This window comes from Streptomyces sp. NBC_00690, assembly GCF_036226685.1.
Classification (GTDB): domain Bacteria; phylum Actinomycetota; class Actinomycetes; order Streptomycetales; family Streptomycetaceae; genus Streptomyces.
Window position 1 is genome coordinate 3,088,133 of sequence record NZ_CP109009.1, and the last position, 22,010, is coordinate 3,110,142.

Annotated in this window: 19 protein-coding genes; 7 read left to right on the forward strand and 12 right to left on the reverse strand. The window is 68.9% G+C overall.

Annotation, left to right across the window (positions count from 1 at the left end; translation table 11 throughout):
- Positions 1-8 precede the first annotated feature (8 nt).
- The 5 genes from OID54_RS13625 to OID54_RS13645 all read right to left on the reverse strand — a co-directional run bounded on the left by OID54_RS13625 (position 9) and on the right by OID54_RS13645 (position 7,414).
- A complete protein-coding gene (locus OID54_RS13625; protein ID WP_329018891.1) occupies positions 9-458 on the reverse strand; it encodes a response regulator in 450 nt (149 codons plus the stop codon).
- Positions 455-2,119 carry a sensor histidine kinase gene (locus OID54_RS13630; protein ID WP_329018894.1) on the reverse strand — a complete coding sequence of 555 codons (1,665 nt, stop codon included), beginning with the start codon at positions 2,117-2,119 and terminating at the stop codon, positions 455-457. The genes OID54_RS13625 and OID54_RS13630 overlap by 4 nt, the downstream gene beginning before the upstream one ends.
- Complete coding sequence (locus OID54_RS13635) at positions 2,116-3,417, reverse strand: PP2C family protein-serine/threonine phosphatase (RefSeq protein WP_329018897.1); 1,302 nt, start codon at positions 3,415-3,417, stop codon at positions 2,116-2,118. Before OID54_RS13635 ends, OID54_RS13630 begins: the two co-directional genes overlap by 4 nt.
- Before the next feature lie 671 nt (positions 3,418-4,088).
- Entirely contained in the window at positions 4,089-6,569 is a 2,481-nt protein-coding gene (locus tag OID54_RS13640; protein ID WP_329018899.1) for an ABC transporter permease, read from the reverse strand.
- Positions 6,569-7,414 carry an ABC transporter ATP-binding protein gene (locus OID54_RS13645; protein WP_329018902.1) on the reverse strand — a complete coding sequence of 282 codons (846 nt, stop codon included), beginning with the start codon at positions 7,412-7,414 and terminating at the stop codon, positions 6,569-6,571. The genes OID54_RS13640 and OID54_RS13645 overlap by 1 nt, the downstream gene beginning before the upstream one ends.
- 265 nt (positions 7,415-7,679) lie before the next feature.
- On the opposite strand from OID54_RS13645, the gene OID54_RS13650 reads away from it, so the two are divergent.
- Positions 7,680-8,849 carry a cation:proton antiporter gene (locus tag OID54_RS13650; protein ID WP_329018905.1) on the forward strand — a complete coding sequence of 390 codons (1,170 nt, stop codon included), beginning with the start codon at positions 7,680-7,682 and terminating at the stop codon, positions 8,847-8,849.
- Here OID54_RS13650 and OID54_RS13655 read toward each other — a convergent pair.
- A complete protein-coding gene (locus tag OID54_RS13655; RefSeq protein ID WP_329018908.1) occupies positions 8,781-9,272 on the reverse strand; it encodes an ATP-binding protein in 492 nt (163 codons plus the stop codon). The two genes, OID54_RS13650 and OID54_RS13655, sit on opposite strands and share 69 nt — an antisense overlap.
- A 113-nt stretch (positions 9,273-9,385) precedes the next feature.
- Between OID54_RS13655 and OID54_RS13660 the strand changes: the two genes are divergently transcribed.
- Complete coding sequence (locus OID54_RS13660; protein ID WP_329018911.1) at positions 9,386-10,234, forward strand: helix-turn-helix domain-containing protein; 849 nt, start codon at positions 9,386-9,388, stop codon at positions 10,232-10,234.
- Positions 10,235-10,292: 58 nt separating this feature from the next.
- Positions 10,293-10,550 (forward strand): DUF397 domain-containing protein, encoded by a 258-nt coding sequence (locus OID54_RS13665; protein ID WP_329027483.1) that lies wholly within the window; start codon positions 10,293-10,295, stop codon positions 10,548-10,550.
- A 3-nt stretch (positions 10,551-10,553) separates the two neighbouring features.
- Here OID54_RS13665 and OID54_RS13670 read toward each other — a convergent pair whose 3' ends face one another.
- Positions 10,554-11,699 (reverse strand): PP2C family protein-serine/threonine phosphatase, encoded by a 1,146-nt coding sequence (locus OID54_RS13670; protein ID WP_329018914.1) that lies wholly within the window; start codon positions 11,697-11,699, stop codon positions 10,554-10,556.
- Positions 11,700-12,247: 548 nt separating this feature from the next.
- Here OID54_RS13670 and OID54_RS13675 point away from each other — a divergent pair.
- Entirely contained in the window at positions 12,248-13,477 is a 1,230-nt protein-coding gene (locus OID54_RS13675) for a GNAT family N-acetyltransferase (protein ID WP_329018917.1), read from the forward strand.
- Between the two features lie 111 nt (positions 13,478-13,588).
- Here OID54_RS13675 and OID54_RS13680 read toward each other — a convergent pair whose 3' ends face one another.
- A complete protein-coding gene (locus OID54_RS13680) occupies positions 13,589-14,407 on the reverse strand; it encodes an Fpg/Nei family DNA glycosylase (protein ID WP_329018920.1) in 819 nt (272 codons plus the stop codon).
- A 141-nt stretch (positions 14,408-14,548) separates the two neighbouring features.
- Positions 14,549-15,034 (reverse strand): ribose-5-phosphate isomerase, encoded by a 486-nt coding sequence (locus OID54_RS13685; RefSeq protein WP_329018922.1) that lies wholly within the window; start codon positions 15,032-15,034, stop codon positions 14,549-14,551.
- A gap of 93 nt (positions 15,035-15,127) precedes the next feature.
- Between OID54_RS13685 and OID54_RS13690 the strand changes: the two genes are divergently transcribed.
- Positions 15,128-16,615, forward strand: a complete 1,488-nt coding sequence (locus OID54_RS13690; RefSeq protein ID WP_329018924.1) for an amino acid permease — start codon at positions 15,128-15,130, stop codon at positions 16,613-16,615.
- Positions 16,616-16,750: 135 nt separating this feature from the next.
- Positions 16,751-17,026 carry a DUF2087 domain-containing protein gene (locus OID54_RS13695; RefSeq protein ID WP_329018927.1) on the forward strand — a complete coding sequence of 92 codons (276 nt, stop codon included), beginning with the start codon at positions 16,751-16,753 and terminating at the stop codon, positions 17,024-17,026.
- Positions 17,027-17,172: 146 nt separating this feature from the next.
- On the opposite strand, the gene OID54_RS13700 is transcribed toward OID54_RS13695, so the two are convergent.
- Positions 17,173-17,757: a biotin transporter BioY gene (locus tag OID54_RS13700; RefSeq protein WP_329018930.1), complete on the reverse strand. Its 585-nt coding sequence runs from the start codon at positions 17,755-17,757 to the stop codon at positions 17,173-17,175.
- Between the two features lie 401 nt (positions 17,758-18,158).
- On the opposite strand from OID54_RS13700, the gene OID54_RS13705 reads away from it, so the two are divergent.
- Positions 18,159-19,580, forward strand: a complete 1,422-nt coding sequence (locus OID54_RS13705; protein ID WP_329018932.1) for an amino acid permease — start codon at positions 18,159-18,161, stop codon at positions 19,578-19,580.
- Positions 19,581-19,816: 236 nt separating this feature from the next.
- On the opposite strand, the gene OID54_RS13710 is transcribed toward OID54_RS13705, so the two are convergent.
- Both OID54_RS13710 and OID54_RS13715 read right to left on the reverse strand, forming a co-directional pair.
- Positions 19,817-20,437, reverse strand: a complete 621-nt coding sequence (locus tag OID54_RS13710; RefSeq protein WP_329018934.1) for a histidine phosphatase family protein — start codon at positions 20,435-20,437, stop codon at positions 19,817-19,819.
- Positions 20,438-20,568: 131 nt separating this feature from the next.
- On the reverse strand, positions 20,569-21,936 hold the full coding sequence (locus tag OID54_RS13715; protein WP_329018937.1) for an FGGY-family carbohydrate kinase: 1,368 nt from the start codon (positions 21,934-21,936) through the stop codon (positions 20,569-20,571).
- Positions 21,937-22,010: the final 74 nt, after the last annotated feature.

The window sequence follows — 22,010 nt, forward strand, 5'->3', positions numbered from 1 at the left end:
TGGCCGGTTCAGCGGTAGCGCGGCAGCTTGACGACGGTGACGAAGAAGTCGTCGATCTGGCGGATCGCCTGCATGAACTGGTCGAGGTCGACCGGCTTGGTGACATAGGCGTTGGCGTGCAGTCGGTAGCTGCGGAGGATGTCCTCCTCGGCTGCCGACGTGGTGAGCACCACCACGGGGATGTGGCTGAGGTCCGGGTCCGACTTGATCTTCTCCAGCACCTGCCGGCCGTCGTACTTCGGCAGGTTGAGGTCGAGCAGGATCAGATCGGGCCGCGGGGCGTCGGTGTACGCGTTGCGACGGTAGAGGAAGTCCAGGGCTTCCAGCCCGTCGCGCACCACGTGCAGCGTGTTGCCGATCTTGTTGTCCTCGAACGCCTCGCGCGTCATCAACTCATCACCGGCGTCGTCCTCGACCAGGAGGACCTCTACGGGCTGTGAGTGGGTTGCGGTGCTCATGGGGCGCTTCCTTCAGGGGCAGGCTCGGTGACGGGGGACGGCAGCGCTGTTGCGTCCGCCGCTGGCTCCTCGGACGGTGCGTCCACGGGGAGCGTGAAGACGATGCGGGTGCCCTCGGTGTGGTCGGTGTCGACCCAGATCCGGCCGCCGCTGTGCTCGATGATCTTCTTGCACAGGGAGAGTCCGATCCCGGTGCCGCTGTAGCTGTCACGGCTGTGGAGCCGCTGGAAGATGACGAACACCTTGTCGGCGAACTCGGCCGGGATGCCGATGCCGTTGTCGGTGACCGCGAACCGCCAGAAGCCTTCCTGCTCGTCGGGGGCCGCGGTGACCTCGATGTGCGGGACGCGGTCGGGGCTGCGGAACTTGACCGCGTTGCCGATCAGGTTCTGCCACAACATCGTGAACAGCGTCGGATCGCCCTGTACGGAGGGCAGTTCGGCCTTCTTGTCGATGCTCGCGCCGGAGTCCGCGATGGCGACGGACAGATCGCGCACGGCCCGGTCGAAGGAGTCGTCGAGCGGAACGGTCTCGTTGCTGTCGTGCAGCCGTCCCACCCGGGAGAAGGTCAGCAGGTCGTTGATGAGGATCTGCATCCGCTTGGCACCGTCGACGGCGAAGCCGATGTACTGCTTCCCGCGGTCGTCCAGTTCCTCGCCGTACCGCTTCTCCAGCAGTTGGCAGAAGGACGCGACCTTGCGCAGCGGCTCCTGGAGGTCGTGGGAGGCGACGTACGCGAACTGCTCCAGCTCCGCGTTGGAGCGTTCCAGCTCGACCCGCTGCTCCTCCAGGTCGGCGGCCTGCTGGTGGAGGGCGGCTTCGTTGCGCTGGGAGGCGTCGAGGTCGGCGACGACACGGACGCGCATCGCCTCCACGGACTCGGCCAGCGCCTGGAGGTCGGCGGGCCCGTGGAGCGGGATGTGGTGCTGGAACTCACCGTCGGCGACCCGCTGGGAGGCACGGCGTACGGCGGTCAGGGGACGCCCGACGGCGAAGTGGATCAGTACGGCGAGACCCACGGCGGCGGCCAGGAAGGTGGCGAGGATGAGGGCCAGTGAGAAGTCCTGGTGCTTGCGGGCCTCGGTGAGCTCGTCACGCCATTTCGCGCGCTCGTCGATCAGCCGGGTGTGCTGGACGTCGAGGCTGCTGCGCACTCGGTCGAAGGCCGTCTTGCCGGCGGCGGGCGCATCGACCGGGCCCTCCTTGCGGGCGGCGATGGCGGGCTCGGCGAACTCGGAGCGCCATCCCTCGGCGGCTTCCTCGACCGCCGCCAGATCGGCAGCCGGCCCCTTCTCCTCGCCCATCAGCTCATCCAGCCGGTCCCGGCTGCGCTCTTCGGTGGCCACACCCCGGTAGTAGGGCTCCAGCAGTTCGGTGTCCCCGGTGAGGAGATAGCCCCGTACACCGGTCTCCTGGTCGAGGAGCGCGGCCTTGAGCTGGAACGCCTCGGCGCGAGCGGGCGCGATGTCGTCGACGAGATGGATGTTGGCCCGCTCGGTCCGGTCGAGGGCGTTGGTGCCCACGGATGCGGCGATCGCCGCCACCACGCCCATGAGGATCAGGGCGAGCAGGAACCACGCCTGGACGGTCAGCCCTCGAAACCCCCTGCGGGCCTTGCGGGGAGTGCCGGGGGCTATCGGACGGGTGGTGCCGGGGGTCACGAGTGGCCGTTCCATTCGAGGTTGAGGAGCGCGATGTCGTCGGACGGGCCGCCCGCTTCGGCGGCCAGCGACTGCGCGGTGTTGAGGAGGATGTCCACGAACTCATCGGCGGGCAAATCCGGGTGGTGCCGGGCGATGGCGAGGAGTCCTTCCTCGCCGAGCCGCTCGGGGCCGGAGCCCGTCTTGCCTTCGATGAGCCCGTCGGTGAAGACGACGACGGCCCCGCCGTCCGGAACCGTGAGCCTGGTGGTGGGCCACTCCGCGGCCTTGGGCAGCAGCCCGAGGACGGGCCCCGGCTGCACTTCCTCCAGTCGTACGTCGTCGGGGGTGCGGACGAGGAAGCCCGGGTGCCCCGCGCGCATCACGTCCACGGTCCGCTCGTGCGTACGGAAAGTGAGGCTGGTGAGGGAGGCGAAGATCTCCGGTCCGGAGCGCTCGGCGACGAGGACCTGTTCCAGCAGTTCGAGCAGGTGCTGACCACGGCTGCCCGCGAGGACGAAGGAGCGCCAGGCCACCCGGAGGCAGACCCCGAGGGCCGCCTCGTACGGGCCGTGTCCTGACACATCGCCGACGACCGCGTGGGTGATGCCGTCGTCGGTCTGGACGACGTCGTAGAAGTCGCCGCCGAGCAGGGCCTGTGCACGGCCCGGCTGGTAGCGGGAGCAGATCCGGACGGTGTCGTCGAGGAGCAGCGGGGTGGGCAGCAGTCCGCGTTCGAGCCGGTTGTTCTCCTCGGCCCGCAGGCGCTCGGCCTGGAGGGCGGCGGCCGACTGCTCGGTGTGCTTGCGCTGGATGGCATAGCGGATGGCGCGGGCGAAGAGGTCCGGTTCGAGGCGACCTTTGACCAGGTAGTCCTGGGCTCCGGCGGCGACGGCGGCGAAGCCGGCTTCTTCCTCGGCGAGTCCGGTGAGCACGACGACCGCGGAGTTGTCGGCGATCGCGATGACCTTCTCCAGCGCTTCGAGCCCCTGGGCGTCGGGGAGGTGGAGGTCGAGCAGCACGCACTGGGGGCGCTCGCGCCGCAGCAGGGGCAGTGCGTCGGAGAGCGAGCGGGCCCACTGGAGGTGGAGCGGGACTCCGCTGTCGGCCACGAGTTCTTCGACCAGCAGGGCATCGCCCGCGTCGTCCTCGATCAGCAGGACCGTGGGGCGGCCTTCGTTCCACAGCACCCGCGAGGGGTCCTTGGCCGCCTGGGGCTCCGAGAGCCGCGTCTGACCGCTTCGGGACTGCTGAGGGGGTACGGCAATGGTGTGTCTGCTCTCGCTCGACACAGAGGTGTCACGGTGGCCAGTCCCCATGACAGACAGTCTCCTCTCGCAGCGGGCACTCCAGCTCACGGGGTCGCGGGGGTGCGTCCACACTGAGGCCATCAAACCATTGACCTGAAACAATATTTCACGCCTGAATCCTGTATCGGAACCCTGTCCACCATCCGGTGCCCTAAAGAGTTACGGGCCGAACGCCTTGGGGGAGGGCCAGGCCGTACCGGTCGGTAGAACCGAGTTCGTGAGCCCCAACATACGGGGTGCCCGAAGGGGGGCACAGCGGGCGTGACCTCTCCGCAACCCGGGTGATCGATCACACTCGGGGCCTTCCGCCAGACGTTCCCGGCGTCCGGACCAACCGCTCCCCACTCCGTCGCACCGCCGTCACCTCGGCCTTCTCTCCGATCCCCGGGATGGGTCGCCCTCGCCGCGATCGGACCGACCCAGCCCCCTGGCCGGCGGCGAGACGGGACGGACCAACGCGGAATTTATCGACCTACGACGCTGTACACCAGGGACCTCGGACCCGTCTGCGCCCGGACGGAGGACTTGTGCCGGTCCGGTCCGAGGACTCATGCCGTACACGACGAAGTGCCCCGGAAGCCTCAACGGCTTCCGGGGCACGCGCACGATCGCTTCCGAGGCACCTACGGGAGCATGTCCGGACCGTGCGCCGGAGCTGTCTGCGCCGGCTCAGCCGGCGCTCAGCCGGTGCGATCGCGAAGGGCCGCCCGGGCGGGCAGCGCCGTCGCGGTGAGCCCCAACAGCGCGATCGCCGCCACGAACGACCCGTACACCAGCGGTGGCACATAAGGGGCCTGACCGGTGAGCCCCTTCATCATCGGCACCAGCGTGGCCAGCGCGATCGCCGAACCCAGGACCACTCCGGCACCGGTGACCAGGAGCGCTTCCCAACGGATCATGCCCAGCACCTGGCGGCGGGTGGAGCCGATCAGTCGGAGCATCCCCAACTCGCGGCGGCGGTCCAGCACCGTCATCACCAAGGTGTTCGCCGCCGCGACGGCCGCGAAGCCGCCGAGGATGGCCGCCATGACGCGATTGCCCCAGGCATTCAGCTCCCGGTCGAGGCTCGCGGCGGTCGCATAGCCGGCGCGATCGCGGACGGTCCCGAGTTCGGCCAGTGCGTCGGCCGCCTCCGGGGTGCCGCGCACCAGGAGGTCCTGTGCATAGGGAGAGGTGACCCGGCCCCTGAGGTCGGCGGCCGGCAGCGTGATCTCGGCGAAGCCGAGGCCCCTGCCGTAGAGGGCCACGATCTCGGGCTCGGCGGGGGTCCCATCGGGCAGGCGGATCTGCATCCGGTCGCCGACCTTCGCGCCGGTACGGTCGGCCACGACCTGATCAAGGGCGATCTTCCCCGGGGCGAGCGCTCCCATCGAGCCCTTCCGCACATCGAGGTCCTGCACCTTCGCCAGCGCTGCCGGGTCGCCCTGGATGCCCTGGACGGAAGCGGACAGCCAGGAGGTGTCGCCCGCTGTATCGGAAGGCACCAGGACCGAGGTGCGCACCAGGCCGACGGCCGCCGTGACACCGGGGACGCTTTCGGCCCGATCGACGGCGTCCAGCGGCAGTCCACCGGGCGCGCTCACCAGATGGTCGGCCTTGATTCCGGCGCGCTGCTGCTCCTCGGTCGCCCGGTCCGTACTGGTCTGGAGGAAGATCAGTACGGAGGAGAAGGCCATCGCCAGCACGATCGGGGTCATCGCGGACGCCAGTCGTCGGGCGTTGGCACGGGAGTTGGCGGCGGCCAGGGACGCCGAGGCGCCGGCCGCGCGCAGCGGCAGCCCGAAGAGTCCCGCGCAGACCCGGGCGATCAGCGGACCGAGCAGGGCGACGGCGAGCATGAAGCACATGACCACGCCGAGGGCGGTGTTGGCCGCGTCCTCCCCCGAGGTGCTGGCCGCCACCCCGGTGAGCGCCACTCCACCGGCCAGGGCGGCGATTCCCAGCGGGGTGCGGATCTTGCCGAGGCCGACCCGTTCGACGGCGGCGTCGGCCAGTGCCTCACCGGGCTTGATCTTCGCGGGTCGACGGGCAGCGGCCCAGCCCGCGATCAGTGCGGTGACCAGACAGGCGGCGACCGCGATCGACAGGGGAAGAGGGGAGACGGCCAGTTCCACGGCTTCGGGAACGGCGCCCTTCTCCTTCAACTGTCCGAACCACCAGTTCGCCAGCGCCACCCCCGGCACACAGCCCAGCGCTCCCGCCAGTGGGGCGACCAGGAGTGCTTCGGTGGCGATGGTGCGGCGGATCTGGCGCGGAGTGGCGCCGATCGCCCGCAGCAGGGCGAACTCCCGGCGGCGCAGCCCAACGGAGAGGGCGACCGTACCGGCCGCGGTGAACACGGCGACCATGGTGGCGATGCCGCCGAAGGAGGCGCCCAGCGCGATCAGTGTTTCCTTCGCCGTGGCGAGGAGGGGGTCCTCCAAGGTGCCGCGGGTGTCGGCGGTGCGGATCTTCGCCTTGCCGTCGACTGCCTGGCGGACCTGCCCGGACAACTCCCCCGCGGAGACCCCGGGCTCGGGGAGTACGGCGATGGCGTCCAGCTTGCCGGGGTGTCCGGACAGCCGTACGGCCTCGGAGGTGTTGAACCACACTCCCTGGTCCCGGGTGAGCCCGGAGACCCGGAACTCCTGTGCGCCCGCGGGGGTTTCCAGTCGGACCCGGTCGCCGATCTTCGCAGCTGACCCGCCGAGGACGACATCGCCGGTGCGCGGCGCGGCTCCTTCGGTCAGTTCGGTCCCGGTGAAGGCGGTCGATCCCCAGCCCTGGGCGTTCAGCGATGCCCCGCCCTTCTGCACGGGCGGTACGGACGGCACGGGCTGTACGGGGAACACCACATCGGGGACGGCCGCCGCCACACCGGGGGCTGCCGCCACTGTCCGTACGAGGGATGCGTCCACCCGGGCCCGGTCGGGAACCTGTACGTACTCGGCCGACCTGTCCTCGCCCGAACCGACGGTGTACCGGATCTGCTGGTCCGCGGCGACCACCACGGGCGCGGCTTCGTAGCGGCTGGGCGGCACGCTGGCGCGTACCCCGGTCTCCAGCATGATCCCGCAGGCGGAGACGATCATGGCGGTCATCATCAGGGCGACGAGGGTCCCGATGAACGCCGACGGTTTGAAGCGGATCGCGGCCCGGGCCAGGCCGTTGGGGCCGGACATCAGGCCACCATCCCGGCGTAGGTGTGGGCCGGGGCCGGGGCGGTCAGGGAGCGCATCCGGTCGGCGATCGTGCCCGGGTCGGCACGGTCCAGGCTGTCGACGATCGAGCCGTCGGCGAGGAACAGCACCCGGTCCGCGTACGCCGCGGCGATCGGGTCGTGGGTGACCATGACGACGGTGGCGCCGAGGCCGTCCACGGCGGAGCGCAACAGTTGGAGCACTTCGGATGCGGTGGTGGTGTCGAGCGCGCCGGTGGGTTCGTCAGCGAAGATCACATCGGGCTGGGTGACGAGCGCCCGGGCGAGGGCGACCCGCTGTTGCTGGCCTCCGGAGAGTTCGGACGGCCTGCGGGCGCTCTTGTCGCCGAGGCCGACTTGCGTCAGCACCTCGGCGGCACGGCGGCGGTCGGGCCGTTCGCCGGCGAGACGCATGGGCAGCAGGACGTTCTGTTCCACGGTGAGCGACGGCAGCAGATTGAACGCCTGGAAGACGAAGCCGAGCCGGGTGCGCCGCAGCAGGGTGAGCTTGTTCTCGCTCATGCCGGTGATCTCGGTACCGCCGAGGCGTACGGATCCTTCGGTGGGCCGGTCGAGTCCGGCCGCGCACTGGAGGAAGGTCGACTTGCCCGAGCCTGAGGGGCCCATGACGGCGGTGAAGGAGCCGTGCGCAAGGACGAGGTCGATGCCGCGGAGTGCGTGGACGGCACCGCGTCGGGTGCCGTACTGACGCCGTACGCCACGGAGTTCGACCGCCGCGGCGCCGCCCTGACCGTGGCCCTGGCCGTGGTCGTAGGCCGCTCCCGCTGCCGCCGACTCGTTCCGCCGCTTGCTGCGCCGCAGCCCCATGATCGTCTCCGTCTTCACTATCCGTGCAGGTCAACGGGGTAGACGCTACGGATCAACGGGCCCCTACAACCATGGCGTTGACCGGCCGATCGAGGGTGGGGATTGCCCCACCACCCTGGGGCGGCAGGCACCCGAGTGCACTCCGCAATAGTTGCAAGGTCAATCATTTGGTAAACTAATTACTGACGGTTTCTTGACGCCCTCTTGATGCTCTTGTTTACACAGTGAGGATGAGCCCATCGGACACGCAGACACCCTCATAGCCATGGGCGGCGCCTTCCTCGCAGCCGCCTTCCTCGCCCGCCTCGGTGGCCGCATCGGCCTGCCCACGATCCCCCTCTTCATCCTGGCCGGCATTCTGCTCGGCCCCCATACGCCCGGCATCGTGCTGCTCTCCGATCCGCACGACCTGGAGATGCTCTCGGCCCTCGGCCTGGTCCTCCTCCTCTTCTACCTGGGCCTTGAATTCCATCTCGACGACCTCAAAGCCGGCGGCCGGAAGATGGCCATCGCCGGTGGCGTCTATCTGCTGCTGAACGTGGGAGCGGGCCTCGGCTTCGGCTTCGCGCTCGGCTGGGGCACGGGCGAAGCCCTGGTGCTCGCCGGCGTCCTCGGCATCTCCTCGTCCGCGATCGTGACGAAGGTCCTCGTGGACCTGGGCCGCATCGGCAACCCCGAGACCAAACCCATCCTCGGGATCATCGTGGTCGAGGACATCTTCCTCGCCCTCTACCTCGCCGCCCTCCAACCCATCCTGTCGGGGGCGAACAGCCTCTCGGCCGCCGTGATGGACGGTGGGAAGGCGTTCGGCTTCCTGCTGCTGCTCGCCCTGGCCGCACGGTTCGGCACCAAGGTCATCGGCCGGTTGATGAACACCCCGGACGATGAACTCCTGGTCATCTCCTTCCTGGGCGCTGCCGTCTTCATGGCCGGTGTCTCGGAGTGGTTCGGGGTCGCGGACGCGATCGGCGCCTTCATGGTCGGTCTGATGCTGGGCAGCACCACGTCCGGGGAGCGCATCCTCAAACTGGTGCACCCGCTGCGGGACGCCTTCGGCGCCATCTTCTTCTTCGGGTTCGGTCTCTCGATCGACCCGGGCGATCTGCCGACCGTGCTGTGGCCGGTCCTCGCGGCCGTCGCCGTGACGCTCGCCATGAACGTCCTCGCAGGGCTCGCCGCCGCCCGGATCTACGACTTCGGCCCCGGCCCGGCCGCCAACATCTCCACCACCCTGCTGGCCCGTGGTGAGTTCGCGCTGATCCTGGCGACGATGGCGGCAGCCGCCGGACTGGACGACCGTCTCTCGCCGTTCATCGCGGGATACGTCCTGGTCCTGGCCGTGCTGGCACCCATGATCGCCGGACGGTCACACCTGCTCGCCCGCTTCCTGCCGAAACAGCGGAAACCCGAGCCCATCGCTTCCCACGTCGGCTGAGACCGACAGCGGCTGCGGCGCCTCGCACTCGAACCACACGGTCTTGCCCGTCGGCGTGAGCGGTACGACGCCCCAGCGATCGGCCAGCGCCGCGATCAGCAGCAATCCGCGCCCGCCCTCATCGAGTCCTTCGGGATCGACGGGGGCGGGCGTCTTCGGCATTCCGGGCCCCTCGTCGCCGACCTCGACCCGCACCCCCCACGGCAGCCGCAGCAACGCGAGCGCACAGTGCCGCCCAGGCACATGGCGTACGACGTTGGCCAGCAGCTCGGTCAGCCCGAGCGCGACCGTGTCCGCCAACGCATCGAGCTCCCAATCGTGGAGGTACGAGCGCGCGATCCGGCGAACGTGACGCGCTGCGTGGTCACCGACAGTGAAGCTCATCCGATAGCTCAGGGATGGCTCGGGGTCGATCAACTGCACGATAACTCCCGATGGTGCACGATTAGTTGGCTCTTTTCCCCTCCTAGGTTGCCGCCAACTGCTTAGGCTTGACTACCAAAAGTGAGCAACCTTGCCAATCGTTGGGGGACGGCGTGACTGCTGTTCGAAACCTGGACCCGAGCGCATCACCGCTCGACTACTACGGCTCGGAACTGCGACGACTGCGTGAAGCCGCAGGGCTGAGCCAGGCTCAGCTCGGATCGATTGTCTTCTGCACCGGCTCGCTCGTGGGCCAGATCGAAACGACGAAGAAGGTGCCCACCCGCGACTTCTCGGAGCGCGTGGATGCCGGCCTGGGCACGGACGGGATGTTCTCCCGGCTGGTGGGGCTGGTGCTCCGCAGCCAACTTCCCTCCTGGTTCCAGCCATACGCAGAAATGGAGGCACGGGCAACCTTCATCTCCACGTTCCAGCCACAGTTGGTGTACGGACTGATCCAGACCGAGGGATACGCCCGGGCGATCCTCGGCGCGCGGACCGACGAGGACCTCGATGGCCGTGTCGCGGCCAGGATGGAACGCCAGCGCGTCCTGGAGCGGTCCCGTCCGCCCGCGACCTGGGTGGTCCTCGGCGAGGCGGCCCTTCACCAGGAGATCGGGGGGAAGCGGGTGATGCGACGGCAGTTGCAGCATCTGCTCGCCCTGCACCAACGAAAGTGGCTCGACATTCAGGTGCTCCCCTTCGAAGTCGGTGAACACGAGGGCCTGACAGGCTCGTTCAACATCCTCCGCTTCGGGGACGATCCGGACATCGTCTACACCGAGGACTTCATCCAGGGCCATATGACGGCCAACCCCGAGAGTATTCAAGAGGGTTCGCTCCGTTACGATCGCCTCCAGGCCGCTGCCCTCTCCGTGAGGGATTCAGCGGCGCTGATCGCCCGCGTAATGGAGGAGCGTTATGGGGAGCAACCCGAGTCCGACGAGCGCTCTATGGCGTAAGTCGTCGTACAGCGGAGACACTGGTGGAAACTGCGTCGAGTGCGCGACGCTGGGCAGCGTGGCCTGGCGGAAGTCGACTTACAGCGGTGACACCGGTGGAGATTGCATAGAGTGCGCGCCCCTCGGTTCGGCCAGCTGGCAGAAGTCCTCGCACAGCGGGGCCTCCCAGAGCCAGTGCGTCGAGGTCGCCGCACAGCCCTGCCGTATCGCCGTCCGTGATTCCAAGGACCCGGGCCGTGGGTCCTTCAGCGTCGCGCCCGCCGCGTTCGCGCTCTTCACCGAGGCCGCATCGCGCGGAGCACTCAACCCCGCGTAGGACTCAGGCGTCCCGGCACAGCAGCAACAGCGCCCGGTCGTCGTTGACGTCCTTCGCGACCGTCTCGATGAGATGCCAGGCCGCCCCTTCGAAACCGGAGGAGACATAGCGGTCGGCCTCACCGGTCAGACGGTCCATGCCTTCGCTGAGGTCCTGGCCGGAAGCCTCCACCAGGCCGTCCGTGAAGAGCATCAGCACATCGCCGGGGCGCAGGGAACCCTTCACCGGGTCGAACTGCGCCCCGTCGTACACCCCCAGCAGCGGGCCATCGCCGGACTTCTCCTCCCACTGGCCATTGCCCGCGCTGAGCTGGAGCGCCGGGAGGTGGCCTGCCGAGAACAGCTCGTAGTCCCCGGACTCCAGGTCCAGGACGAGATGGATCGAGGTGGCGAAGCCCTCGTCCCAGTTCTGTCTGAGCAGATAGCCGTTGGCTGCATGGAGAAAGCGGTGCGGGGGCAGCGAGCCGAGCAGACCGCCGAAGGCGCCGGAGAGCAGCAGGGCGCGCGAAGCCGCGTCCATCCCCTTGCCGGACACATCGGTGAGGACGACTTCGAGCGTACGGCCGCCGTTGGTGCGGGCCGCGACCACGAAGTCACCGGAGAACGACTGACCGCCCGCGGGGCGCAGGGCCATCTCGTGGTGCCAGCCCTTGCGCAGCCGCGGTAGGGCGCTCTGGACGGCGATGCGTTCACGCAGGTCGAAGAGCATGGTTCCGCCGCGTCTCCAGGGGACGCCGACCCGGGCCCGGAACTGGGCGATCAGCAGTCCGAAGAATCCGCAGGCCGCCACGACGAGGACCGTGCCGGGGGTGACCCGGTCGGGGCCGTCGTCATAGGGGCCGAGGTTGAAGGTCTCCACGATCAGGCCCGCAGCGCAGGCCGCGTACAGACCGAGCAGGCTCGCTGGACGCAGGATCAACGCGCCCGCGACGATCGGCAGCACCAGTGCGGACGGAGAGATCCACTCGGACTTGGTGATCGTGCCCCAGGTGATGGCCGGGACGGTCAGCAGCAGCCCGGTGAGGGCCACCGTGTCCGAGCCATCGCCACGGAAGTAGTCGACCGCGGATTTGCGCAGCGCGATTCTGGCCCGGTGGGTCGCCTTGCGCCACCGAGCCCCCAGTGAGTCTGCTGCTCTGCCACGGGCCATTGTCGTGTGACCTTATCGACCCATAGCCCGTTCGTGCAGGGGGACCCCTATGACAATGCGTTCGAAATCGGGTCGCTCTGTCGACGTATCGGTAGATAGTCACGGCATATGACAAGTGCTGTATGGCTCTTACACCCTGACGGGCCGTGAGTGATCCGCACGCCCTCTGAGCTGGCGTTCTGTCGGCAGCGGGGCTGGCCCACCGGACGGCTGCGAGCTCTATCACAGGAGAGGACTGGTGTCCGATCGAGGCCCGGAAGGGGTGAAATTGCGCCGGAACGACCGCCTCGTACAGTTGGCGGCTGTCGGCGCCACCTAGATGTAATGGTCCAGACCAGACATCGGGCCAGAAGGGCACATGGTAGTTCCGGCCATCGACCGTGCGCTGAAGTGAGGCCGCCGGGCGCGGGCCCGCTGTGATTGATACCACGCCGGCACCGCTCGACGGGCCCGAAGCCGGCCCCCGGCCCGCCCGCACCTGGCCGGGGACCACCGACACACCGAATATTCGTTCGCCGATCATGGTCGCTCTTTGTTAGGCATGACGGATGAGCGTTGAGCTGCGAGTCCTGGAAGCGTCCGAGTGGGACCAGTGGTATGAGGGGTTGGAGCAGGCTTTCGGTGGCGTGCGACAGGCCCAGGAGAAGCGGGACCTCATCAAGGAACTGACCGATCCGGCTCGGGCGATCGGAGCGTGGGACGGCTCGGTGTCCGTGGGCACCGCGGGCTCCTTCGGGTTCGACGTCACGGTGCCCGGTGGGTCGGCGGTCCGGATGGCCGGGGTGACCGAGGTGAGCGTCGCCTCCACCCATCGCCGACGCGGAATCCTGACCTCCATGATGCGCCGTCAGCTCGATGACCTACGGGAGTGGGGCGAGCCGCTCGCCATCCTCACCGCGTCCGAACCCGCGATCTACGGCCGCTTCGGCTACGGGACGGCGAGTTGGCAGCTGGTGGCGGAGATCGACACCTCCCGGGTGCGGTTCCCCGAGCCGGAGCGCCCGGACGGCATCACCCTGCGCAAGGTGAAACCCATGGACGCCCTCGACATCTGCGAGGCGATCTATGCGCGCAAGGTGCCCGAGCGCCCCGGCATGATCGCCCGGCTGCCCGGTTGGGAGCCCCTCCAGATCATGGACGCATCCGAGGACAAGGCGGGCGCGTCGGACCTCCAGTGCGTCCTCGCCGAGCGCGATGGCGAGACCGTCGGCTACACCCTCTTCCGCAACCGTCCGGCCTGGGACAACGCCGGGCCGAAGGGCTCCCTGCAACTGACCGATCTGTACGCGTTGGACCCCGTGGCGTACGCGGCGCTGTGGCGGTTCCTCGCCGGAATCGATCTGACGTCGTCGATCCGGATGGAGAACCGGCCGGTCGACGACCCCTGGCAGCACCTCGTCTCCGACATCAGGCGCTGCGACGCACGGATCTGGGACGGTCTGTACGTACGGCTCGTCGATGTCGGCACCGCGCTGGCGGCCCGCCCGTACCGCACGGCCCTGGATCTCGTGATCGAGGTGGAAGACGCCTTCTGTCCCTGGAACGAAGGGCGTTGGCGGCTGTCCGGCGACACCAAGGGCGCGGTCTGCGAGCGGACGGCGGACGCGGCGGACCTGGTCTTGTCCGTACGGGAGTTGGGCGCGGCCTACATGGGCGGCATCTCGCTCGCGGCGCTCGCCGGTGCCGGGCGGGTGCGCGAGGTCCGCGAAGGGGCGCTGACCGAGGCTTCGATCGCGTTCGGCAGCGATGTGGCGCCCTGGGTGCCGCACAACATCTAGGAAGCGTCCAGCGGCGCAAACCTCTGTGTCCTCGGCCCGGGAACGGGCCGGGGACACCCGACTGTCCCGGGCCGGCTGTCCGGACCGGGAACACCGGTTGTCCCGGGTCGGCTAGCCGACCGTGGTCACCTGGCAGCGCGGGCACCAGAAGAGATTGCGCGCCGCGAGATCGGCGGTGCGGATCTCGGTCGAGCAGATGTGACAGGGCAGTTGGGCCCGGCGATAGACGTACACCTCGCCGCCGTGGTCATCCACGCGCGGCGGGCGTTCCATGGCCTCGGGGGTGTGCTCCGGCCGGACGGTGTCGATGCGGTTGTTCCGTACTCCCTCGTGCATCAACTCCACCAGATCGGCCCAGATCAGATCCCATTCGGCGCGCTCGATGTCCTTGCCCGCGCGGTACGGATCGATGTTGTGCCGGAACAGCACCTCGGCGCGGTAGACATTGCCCACCCCCGAGATGATCTTCTGGTCCAGCAGCAGTGCGGCGATGGTGGTGCGCGAGCGGGAGATCCGGGCGAAGGCGCGGCCCGGGTCGTCGTCGGCCCGCAGCGGGTCAGGGCCGAGGCGGTCGTGTATCGCGGCCTTCTCGCCGTCGGTGATCAGCGCACAGGTGGTCGGGCCGCGCAGATCCATATAGCCGTCGGGGGTAGCGAGGCGCAGCCGGACGGTGTCGGTGGGCGGCGGTGCGGGGGCGTTCCCGAGGTCGACCTTGCCGAAGAGACCGAGATGGATGTGGACCCAGCCGAGCGGGCCGAAGCCGAGGAACAGGTGCTTGCCGTGGGCCTCGGCCGCATCCAGCACCTGGCCGTCGATCAAGGCGGCCGAGTCGGAGAACTTGCCCTGGGGGCTGGTGATGCGCAGGGGCTGATCGAGGAAGCGCTCGCGATGGTCCTGCGCGAGACGGTGGATGGTGTGGCCTTCGGGCACGGGAGTCGATCCTTGGTGCTGGTCCGCTGCGGAGACTCCCATTGTGCCCCGGACACGGCCCGCTTCCGTGCGCCCAGCCCTGCGGGGCGGCATGAACAAGCGCCCCGCAGGTGGAACCTGGGGGCGCCGGGGCTGATGGGGTTACGGCTGAGGGTGGTGGGCCGGGATCGGGGGGAGTTCGCCCGTGTTCTCGTACGCCGTCAGCATCTCGATCCGGCGCGTGTGGCGCTCCTCGTTCGAGTACGGCGTGCTGAGGAAGATCTCAACGAACTTCGTCGACTCCTCCAGCGTATGCATTCGGCCACCGACGGCGACCACGTTGGCGTTGTTGTGCTCGCGACCGAGGGCGGCGGTCTGCTCGCTCCAGGCGAGTGCGGCCCGCACGCCCTTCACCTTGTTCGCGGCGATCTGCTCGCCATTGCCCGACCCGCCGATCACGACGCCGAGGCTGTCCGGGTCGGCCGCCGTACGCTCCGCGGCACGGAGGCAGAACGGCGGGTAGTCGTCCTGGGCGTCATAGATGTGGGGTCCGCAGTCGACCGGGTCATGGCCGTGGGCCTTGAGCCACTCGACGAGGTGGTTCTTGAGTTCGTAGCCAGCATGGTCGGAACCGATGTACACGCGCATGAGGGGAGTGTGGCACGCGAATGAGCGGGTAGCCGTCAGCGGGGTCAGCACCTGAATGCACCGCACACGATTCTCGAACCAAAGGAATCAACCATGACCTCGCAGCAAACCCTTCCAAAAGAAGGTGAGCAGCCGGAAGAGCCTTCACAGTCACAGTCGTCGGATGAGTTGAAGGCCGGACTGAAGAACCGACATCTTTCCATGATCGCCATCGGTGGGGTGATCGGCGCCGGACTGTTCGTGGGTTCGGGCGCGGGCATCGCAGCCGCCGGGCCCGCCATCCTCCTCTCGTACGCGCTCGTCGGTCTGATGGTCGTCCTCGTGATGCGGATGCTCGGCGAAATGGCCGCCGCGAACCCCGCGTCCGGGTCGTTCTCGGAGTACGCCGACAGGGCGATCGGGCGCTGGGCCGGGTTCTCGATCGGATGGCTCTACTGGTTCTTCTGGGTCGTCGTACTGGCGGTCGAGGCGACCGCCGGAGCGGTGATTCTGGAGGGATGGATTCCAGCCGTTCCCCAGTGGGCCTGGGCGCTGCTCGTGATGGTCGTGCTGACGGCGACCAATCTGGCGTCGGTGGGGTCGTACGGAGAATTCGAGTTCTGGTTCGCCGGCATCAAAGTGGTGGCCATCGGGGCATTCGTCGTGATCGGGTTGCTCGCCGTCTTCGGACTGCTGCCCGGCTCGGACAATCCGGGCAAGGGCTTCGCCCATCTCACCGACTCCGGAGGCTTCTTCCCCGAGGGGTACGGGGCGATCCTCACCGGTGTGCTGATGGTCGTCTTCTCCTTCATGGGCAGCGAGATCGTGACCCTGGCGGCCGGAGAGTCGGCCGACCCCCAGCGCGCGGTGCGCAAGGCGACCAACAGCGTGATCTGGCGGATCGCCGTGTTCTACCTCGGTTCGATCTTCGTGGTGCTCACCCTGCTCCCCTGGAACAGCAAGGCCATCACCGAGGACGGCTCGTACATCGCCGCACTGAACTCCATCGGCATCCCCCATGCCGGGCAGATCATGAACTTCATCGTCCTGACGGCCGTCCTGTCCTGTCTGAACTCCGGGCTGTACACGGCCTCGCGGATGGCGTTCTCCCTGGGCAAGCGCGGTGACGCCCCTGGGGCCTTCGCCCGGACGGACAGCCGCGGAGTGCCCCGGGCCGCGATCCTGTCGTCCGTGCTGTTCGGCTTCGTCGCGGTGTTCTTCAACTACCGCTGGCCCGACACGGTCTTCGCGTTCCTGCTGAACTCGTCGGGCGCGGTCGCGCTGTTCGTCTGGCTGGTGATCTGCTGCACGCAGTTGCGGATGCGCCGGATCATCGAGCGGGAGGCCCCGGAGAAGCTGGTCGTCCGCATGTGGCTGTTCCCCTGGCTGACCCGGGTGACGATCGGAATGATCCTCTTCGTGATCGTCTACATGCTCTTCGACGACACCGGACGGGAGCAGATGCTGCTGTCACTGCTGGTCGCGGCGGTGGTGGTGGCCATCGCCGTCTGGCGGGACCGCACCGGGCGCGGTCAGGGAAACCCGCGCGGGAAGCCACAGCAGAAGCCGGCACCCGCGGCCGGTGATCCGACCCGTACCTGACGCGGCGCTTGCCTCGGGGTGGTCGACCGACTCGCCCCAACGACTGCCCGAGGACTGCCGAGGACTGCCGAATCGACGCCGGCCGGGTGGAAAACGTGTTGCCCGGGCGGTGTCGGCACGGCGAGGCTTCGCCGTATGAGTTCTCAACCATCCGCCACGGCCCACGATGTCACCGCCCTGTTCTCGCAGGGTCGACTCACCGCCATCCCCCGCAAGACGGCCCGCCGCGAACAGGTCCTGACGCACCTCGCCGAGACGCTGTTCACGCCCGAGCGGGAGTACACCGAGCGCGAGGTGAACGAGGCCCTGCTTACCGTGCACGACGACTTCCCCGCGCTGCGCCGCTATCTGGTGACCTCCGGACTGCTGGTGCGCCCGAGGGACGGCAGCAGCTATCGGCGGGCCGCCTGAGCACTCGGGCACGGGTGCGGGGCTCCTGTCCCGGTTCGACCGTCAGGTACGGCACCGGACCATATGAACGAGCGAGGCGCGCCGGGCATATCGCCCGGCGCGCCTCGCTCGTTGTCCGCAGCGGCCCGAGGGCCGCGTGCCCCTGCTCAGCCGCGGCGGCCGAGCAGCTTCCAGGCGGTGGGGAGCGCGCCCATCGCCAGGGCAGCCTTGAGGGCGTCGCCGATCAGGAACGGGGTCAGACCGGCCGCGATCGCCTGGGAGAGCGTCATCCCGGTGGAGAGCGCCAGATAGGGCACACCGACCGCGTAGATGATCACCGAGCCGACGGCCATGGTGCCGGCCATCCGCAGGACGGAACGGTCGGCCCCGCGACGGGCGAGGGCACCGACGACGGTGGCGGCGAGCAGCATGCCGAGGATGTAGCCGAAGGACGGCATCGACCAGCCCGACGCGCCTTCCGCGAACCACGGCACGCCCGCCATGCCGGCCAACGCGTAGAGCAGGAGCGAGAGCAGGCCCCGCTGGGCGCCGAGTGCGGTGCCGACCAGGAGGGCGGCGAACGTCTGGCCGGAGACCGGGACCGGGGAGCCGGGGATCGGCAGCGCTATCTGGGCGGCGATGCCCGTGAGCGCGGCACCCCCGAGCACGAGGGCGATGTCCCTGGTGCGGGAGGCGGGCAGCAGGTCCGCGAGGACCGCGCCCGGACGTGAGGTGGCTGTGGCAGTGCTCATCGGGACTCCGCGGGGCGAGGGAAGGTGTAGGGAGAAGCAAGGAATCGGTGAAGCACAGTGACCGTAGCCCAGAGGCGAACGATCGTTCACCGTCATCCACCGACAAGGGCGATGGGACTGCTTCATTGGAAGTGAACAAACTCGCCGGTACACGCACCCGGAGGCGTGACCCTCGTCACTGAGGTGGGGCCGCCTTCGTTCGACGGCACTCAACCATGGCGTCTGTAGGTTTTCACTAAAGCGCTCCTACGTTCGTCCCCGCCTTGGCCGGGTAGACGGGTGGACACCTTGTGTAAAGTTCGTGCCCGTATAGCGGACATACGTTCCCTGTTACCGGGCACCATGCTCAAACTTGCTCATCACCTGCCGCACCATCGCTGCCAAGGAAACAGGGCTCTTCCATGTCTCGGACCTCCGCGCCTCCGCCCGTCGATCGCCGCCCGGACGACGTGACGCTCTCGCACGGACTCAAGCAGCGCCATCTGTCGATGATCGCTCTCGGCGGGGTGATCGGCGCCGGACTGTTCGTGGGATCGGGCGCCGGCATCGCCAAGGCAGGACCGTCCATCGTCATCGCGTACGCCCTGTCCGGGCTGCTCGTGATGCTGGTCATGCGGATGCTGGGCGAGATGTCCGCGGCCAACCCCGCCTCCGGATCGTTCTCGGTCCACGCCGAGCGGGCGATCGGGCCCTGGGCGGGGTTCACCGCGGGATGGGCGTTCTGGTTCCTGCTCTGCGTGGCCGTGGGACTGGAGGCGATCGGCGCCGCCAAGATCATGACGGGCTGGATGCCGGGCACACCCGAGTGGGCCTGGGTGGCGCTGTTCATGCTGGTCTTCTGCCTCACGAACCTCGCGGCCGTCAAGAATTTTGGTGAATTCGAGTTCTGGTTCGCCGCCTTGAAGGTGCTGGCAATCGTTCTCTTCCTGGTGATCGGCGGCCTCGCGATCACCGGACTGCTGCCGGGCTCGGACGCTCCGGGCACGGCGAACCTCTCCGGCGACGGCGGCTTCATGCCGATGGGCGTCGACGGTCTGGTGGTCGGTCTGCTCGCGTCCCTCTTCGCGTACGGCGGTCTGGAGACGGTCACCATCGCGGCGGCCGAGTCCAAGGACCCGGTGCGCGGGGTCGCCAAGGCCGTGCGGACGGCGATGTGGCGGATCGCCATCTTCTACATCGGCTCCATGGCAGTGATCGTCACGCTGGTGCCGTGGAACGACCCGAAGGTCGTGGAGAAGGGGCCCTATGTGGCGACCCTCGACCACCTCGGGATTCCCGGCGCCGGTCAGATCATGAACGTGGTCGTGTTGATCGCCCTGCTCTCCGCGATGAACGCCAACATCTACGGCGCCTCCCGGATGGCATGCTCCCTCGTCGCCCGCGGGCAGGGCCCGAAGGCGCTCGGCCGGGCATCCGGTGGAGTGCCCCGGGCCGCCGTGCTGTTCTCGTCGGTCGTCGGCTTCGGATGCGTGCTGCTCAGCTACTGGCGGCCGGACGACATCTTCATGTGGCTCCTCAACATGGTCGGCGCGATCATCCTCATCGTCTGGATCTTCATCGCGATCTCCCAACTGATCCTGCGCCGCAGGACCGAGCGCGAGGACCCGTCGCGACTCGTGGTCCGGATGTGGTGGTTCCCGGTCCTGACCTGGGTGGCGCTGGCCGGGATGGCGGCAGTCTTCGTCCTGATGGCCAGGGAGTCGGACACCCGGACCCAGTTGCTGTCGTCGGGCGGGTTGACGCTCGCGCTCGCGGCGATCGGATATGCACGGCAGACGGCCGGGGCACGCAGGGCCGCCGCGGCCGAAGCCACTACCGACTGAGCACGGCGCGCACGGCATCTCCCCCGGCACCGATCGCGCGGCACCGATCACGCGGCGAAAGGCAGCGCCTCGCGACGGAACACCGACCGAGGGGCACTTACCTTCACCGCGGTCAGAAATCAGCGGTTTTCCAGTGGGCCCGCCTCATCGCCGGTTATACGACAACACGCCTTTACCCTCATGAAAACGCATGAGGCGGTGTGCACCCGAGTACCACCGGAAATAGGCGAAATATTCTAGCCGCACGGCACATTGAGCGATAGCAGTGCGCACTCGTCATGTCCCAGATCATGCCCCAGACGGATTTCGCTCACCGCGGTATTGCGCAACGCCGGAAAGGTCCGCCGATAGTTGCGCAGGGGAAGGGACAACAGCTCGCAGAGCACCAGCCGCAGCAGCGTGTTGTGCGCCACCACGAGCACCCGGGCGCCGTCGTGCTCCCGGGCGATCCGGCGCAGCGCCGCAGCGCCCCGAAGCGCCGCCACCCTGGGGTCCTCCGCAGCAGGAAACGGATGCGCCACCGGGTCCGCGGTGAACGCCGCCGCGGCCTCGGGCTGCTCGGACGCGAACTCGGCGAGCGTGCGCCCCTCCATCACCCCGAAATCACACTCCCGGAGGTCGTATTCACGTTGCGGAACGAGATTGAGCGCCATGGCAGCCGGTTCGGCGGTCACGATCGCCCGGGAGACCGTCGACGTCCAGATCGCGTCGATCGGGGTACGGGCGGCCCAGCGGCCGAGCCGACGGGCCTGGTCCCGCCCCTCGTCTGTGAGGGGCACCTCGCTGACGCCCGCATAGCGGTTCTCCGCGTGCCACACGGTCTGGCCGTGTCGGGCCAGCAACAGCGTCGCGCTCATGGGGACTCCCTCATCCGTCGATCACATTCCCCCCAACGAACTGCTGTACCGGTACGGTTCATCGCAAACCGCCCGGCGCTGGGCCGTCGAAGGGCACCGGGCGCTCAGGACGTGCCGTGTCGTGCCGTGCATTAGGTGTGGGCCTTCTCCGTACGTGCCCGGGCGTGCGCCGCCACCGGCCCCGGGAGCCAGCCGCGCCGCTCCAACTCCGCCACCAGCGTCAGATAGGGCTCGGTGAACCGGCCGCCCCCGCGCGGTGCGAACTCCTCCCCCGGCCGGACCATGCGCCGTGCCACCGCCGCCAGCGAAGCCGTTCCCTCGACGCCGTACGCGGCCAGGACCGCCATGCCGAGAGCCGGTTCGGCACAGACGGGCACGCGCATGGTCCGGCCCGACACCTCCGCGCGAAGGCGAGTCCAGTACGCGCTGCGTACCGCGCCTCCCGTACACGTCAGCGCCGCGTCCACCGGCGCTCCCAACAGATCCAGATAGTCCAGACACAGCCGCTCCACCAGCGCGACGCCCTGGAGCAGCGCCGCCCACAACTCCCCGTCCGACCTCGGGGCACCCAGGACGAACGGCTTAGCGTCGGGTGCCAGGAAGGGAAAGCGTTCGCCCTGCCCGACCAGCGGGTACGCCACCACTCCCGCCGGCTCATACGCCTCCGCAAGGGTGTCGAAGGCCGCGGGATCGGCCTCCGGGAACGCGGACCGCAGTGCTCCGCCGCCGACGCTCGACGCACCGCCGGGGAGCCAGACGCCGTCCGGTGAACGATGGCTGTAGACCACGCCCGACGGGTCGCGCAGGGGCGTGGCGGTGACCCCCTTGAGGACGAGGGTGGTGCCCAGGACGGCGTTCCAGGAGCCCACGCTCAGCGCGCCGGAGGCGATCTGCGCGGCGCAGCCGTCGGTCATCCCGGCGACGATCGCGGTCCCGGCCGCGATGCCCGTCGCGGCGGCTGCGGCCCGGTCCACCTCGCCGAGGACGGTGCCGGGCCGCACCACGTCGGGCAGGTCAGCCGTCGGCAGGCCCGGGGTGTCGAAGACCTCCCGCTCGGGGTCGTACCCCGTCTTCAGGGCGTGGCTGGAGTCCGTGGGCAGCGGGCGGCCGGCGAGCCGGGAGGCGATCAGGTCCGCCTGGTGGGTGACCCGACCTGGCCCGTACGCCGACTGGAGCCACAGGGCCCGGCCGGGGCCGCGGCCCGGTGCGCGGCCGTCGTCGTACATCACGGCAGGGGTGGTGGCCCGGCCGTGGCGGTCGGTGAGCAGGACCGTGCCCGAGGTGGAGCAGATCGCGAGCGCCCGGGGGCGGTGCCCGTCGCGGAGCGCGGCCCGGGAGGCACCGACGACGGCGGTCCACCAGTCGTCAGACGACTGCTCATGGCGGTCGCCGGCGCGGTGGGAGGCCAGGGGTGCCGAACCGCTGCCGTGGACGGTGCCCTCGTCGTCCACGACCACCGCACGGACACTCTGCGTGCCGAGGTCGATGCCCATCCACATAACTTCCCCTTAAGCCCTAACCCTTTTCACGTCGCTTTATGAGAAGTTCTCATGTTGCGCCGCGAAAAACCGCT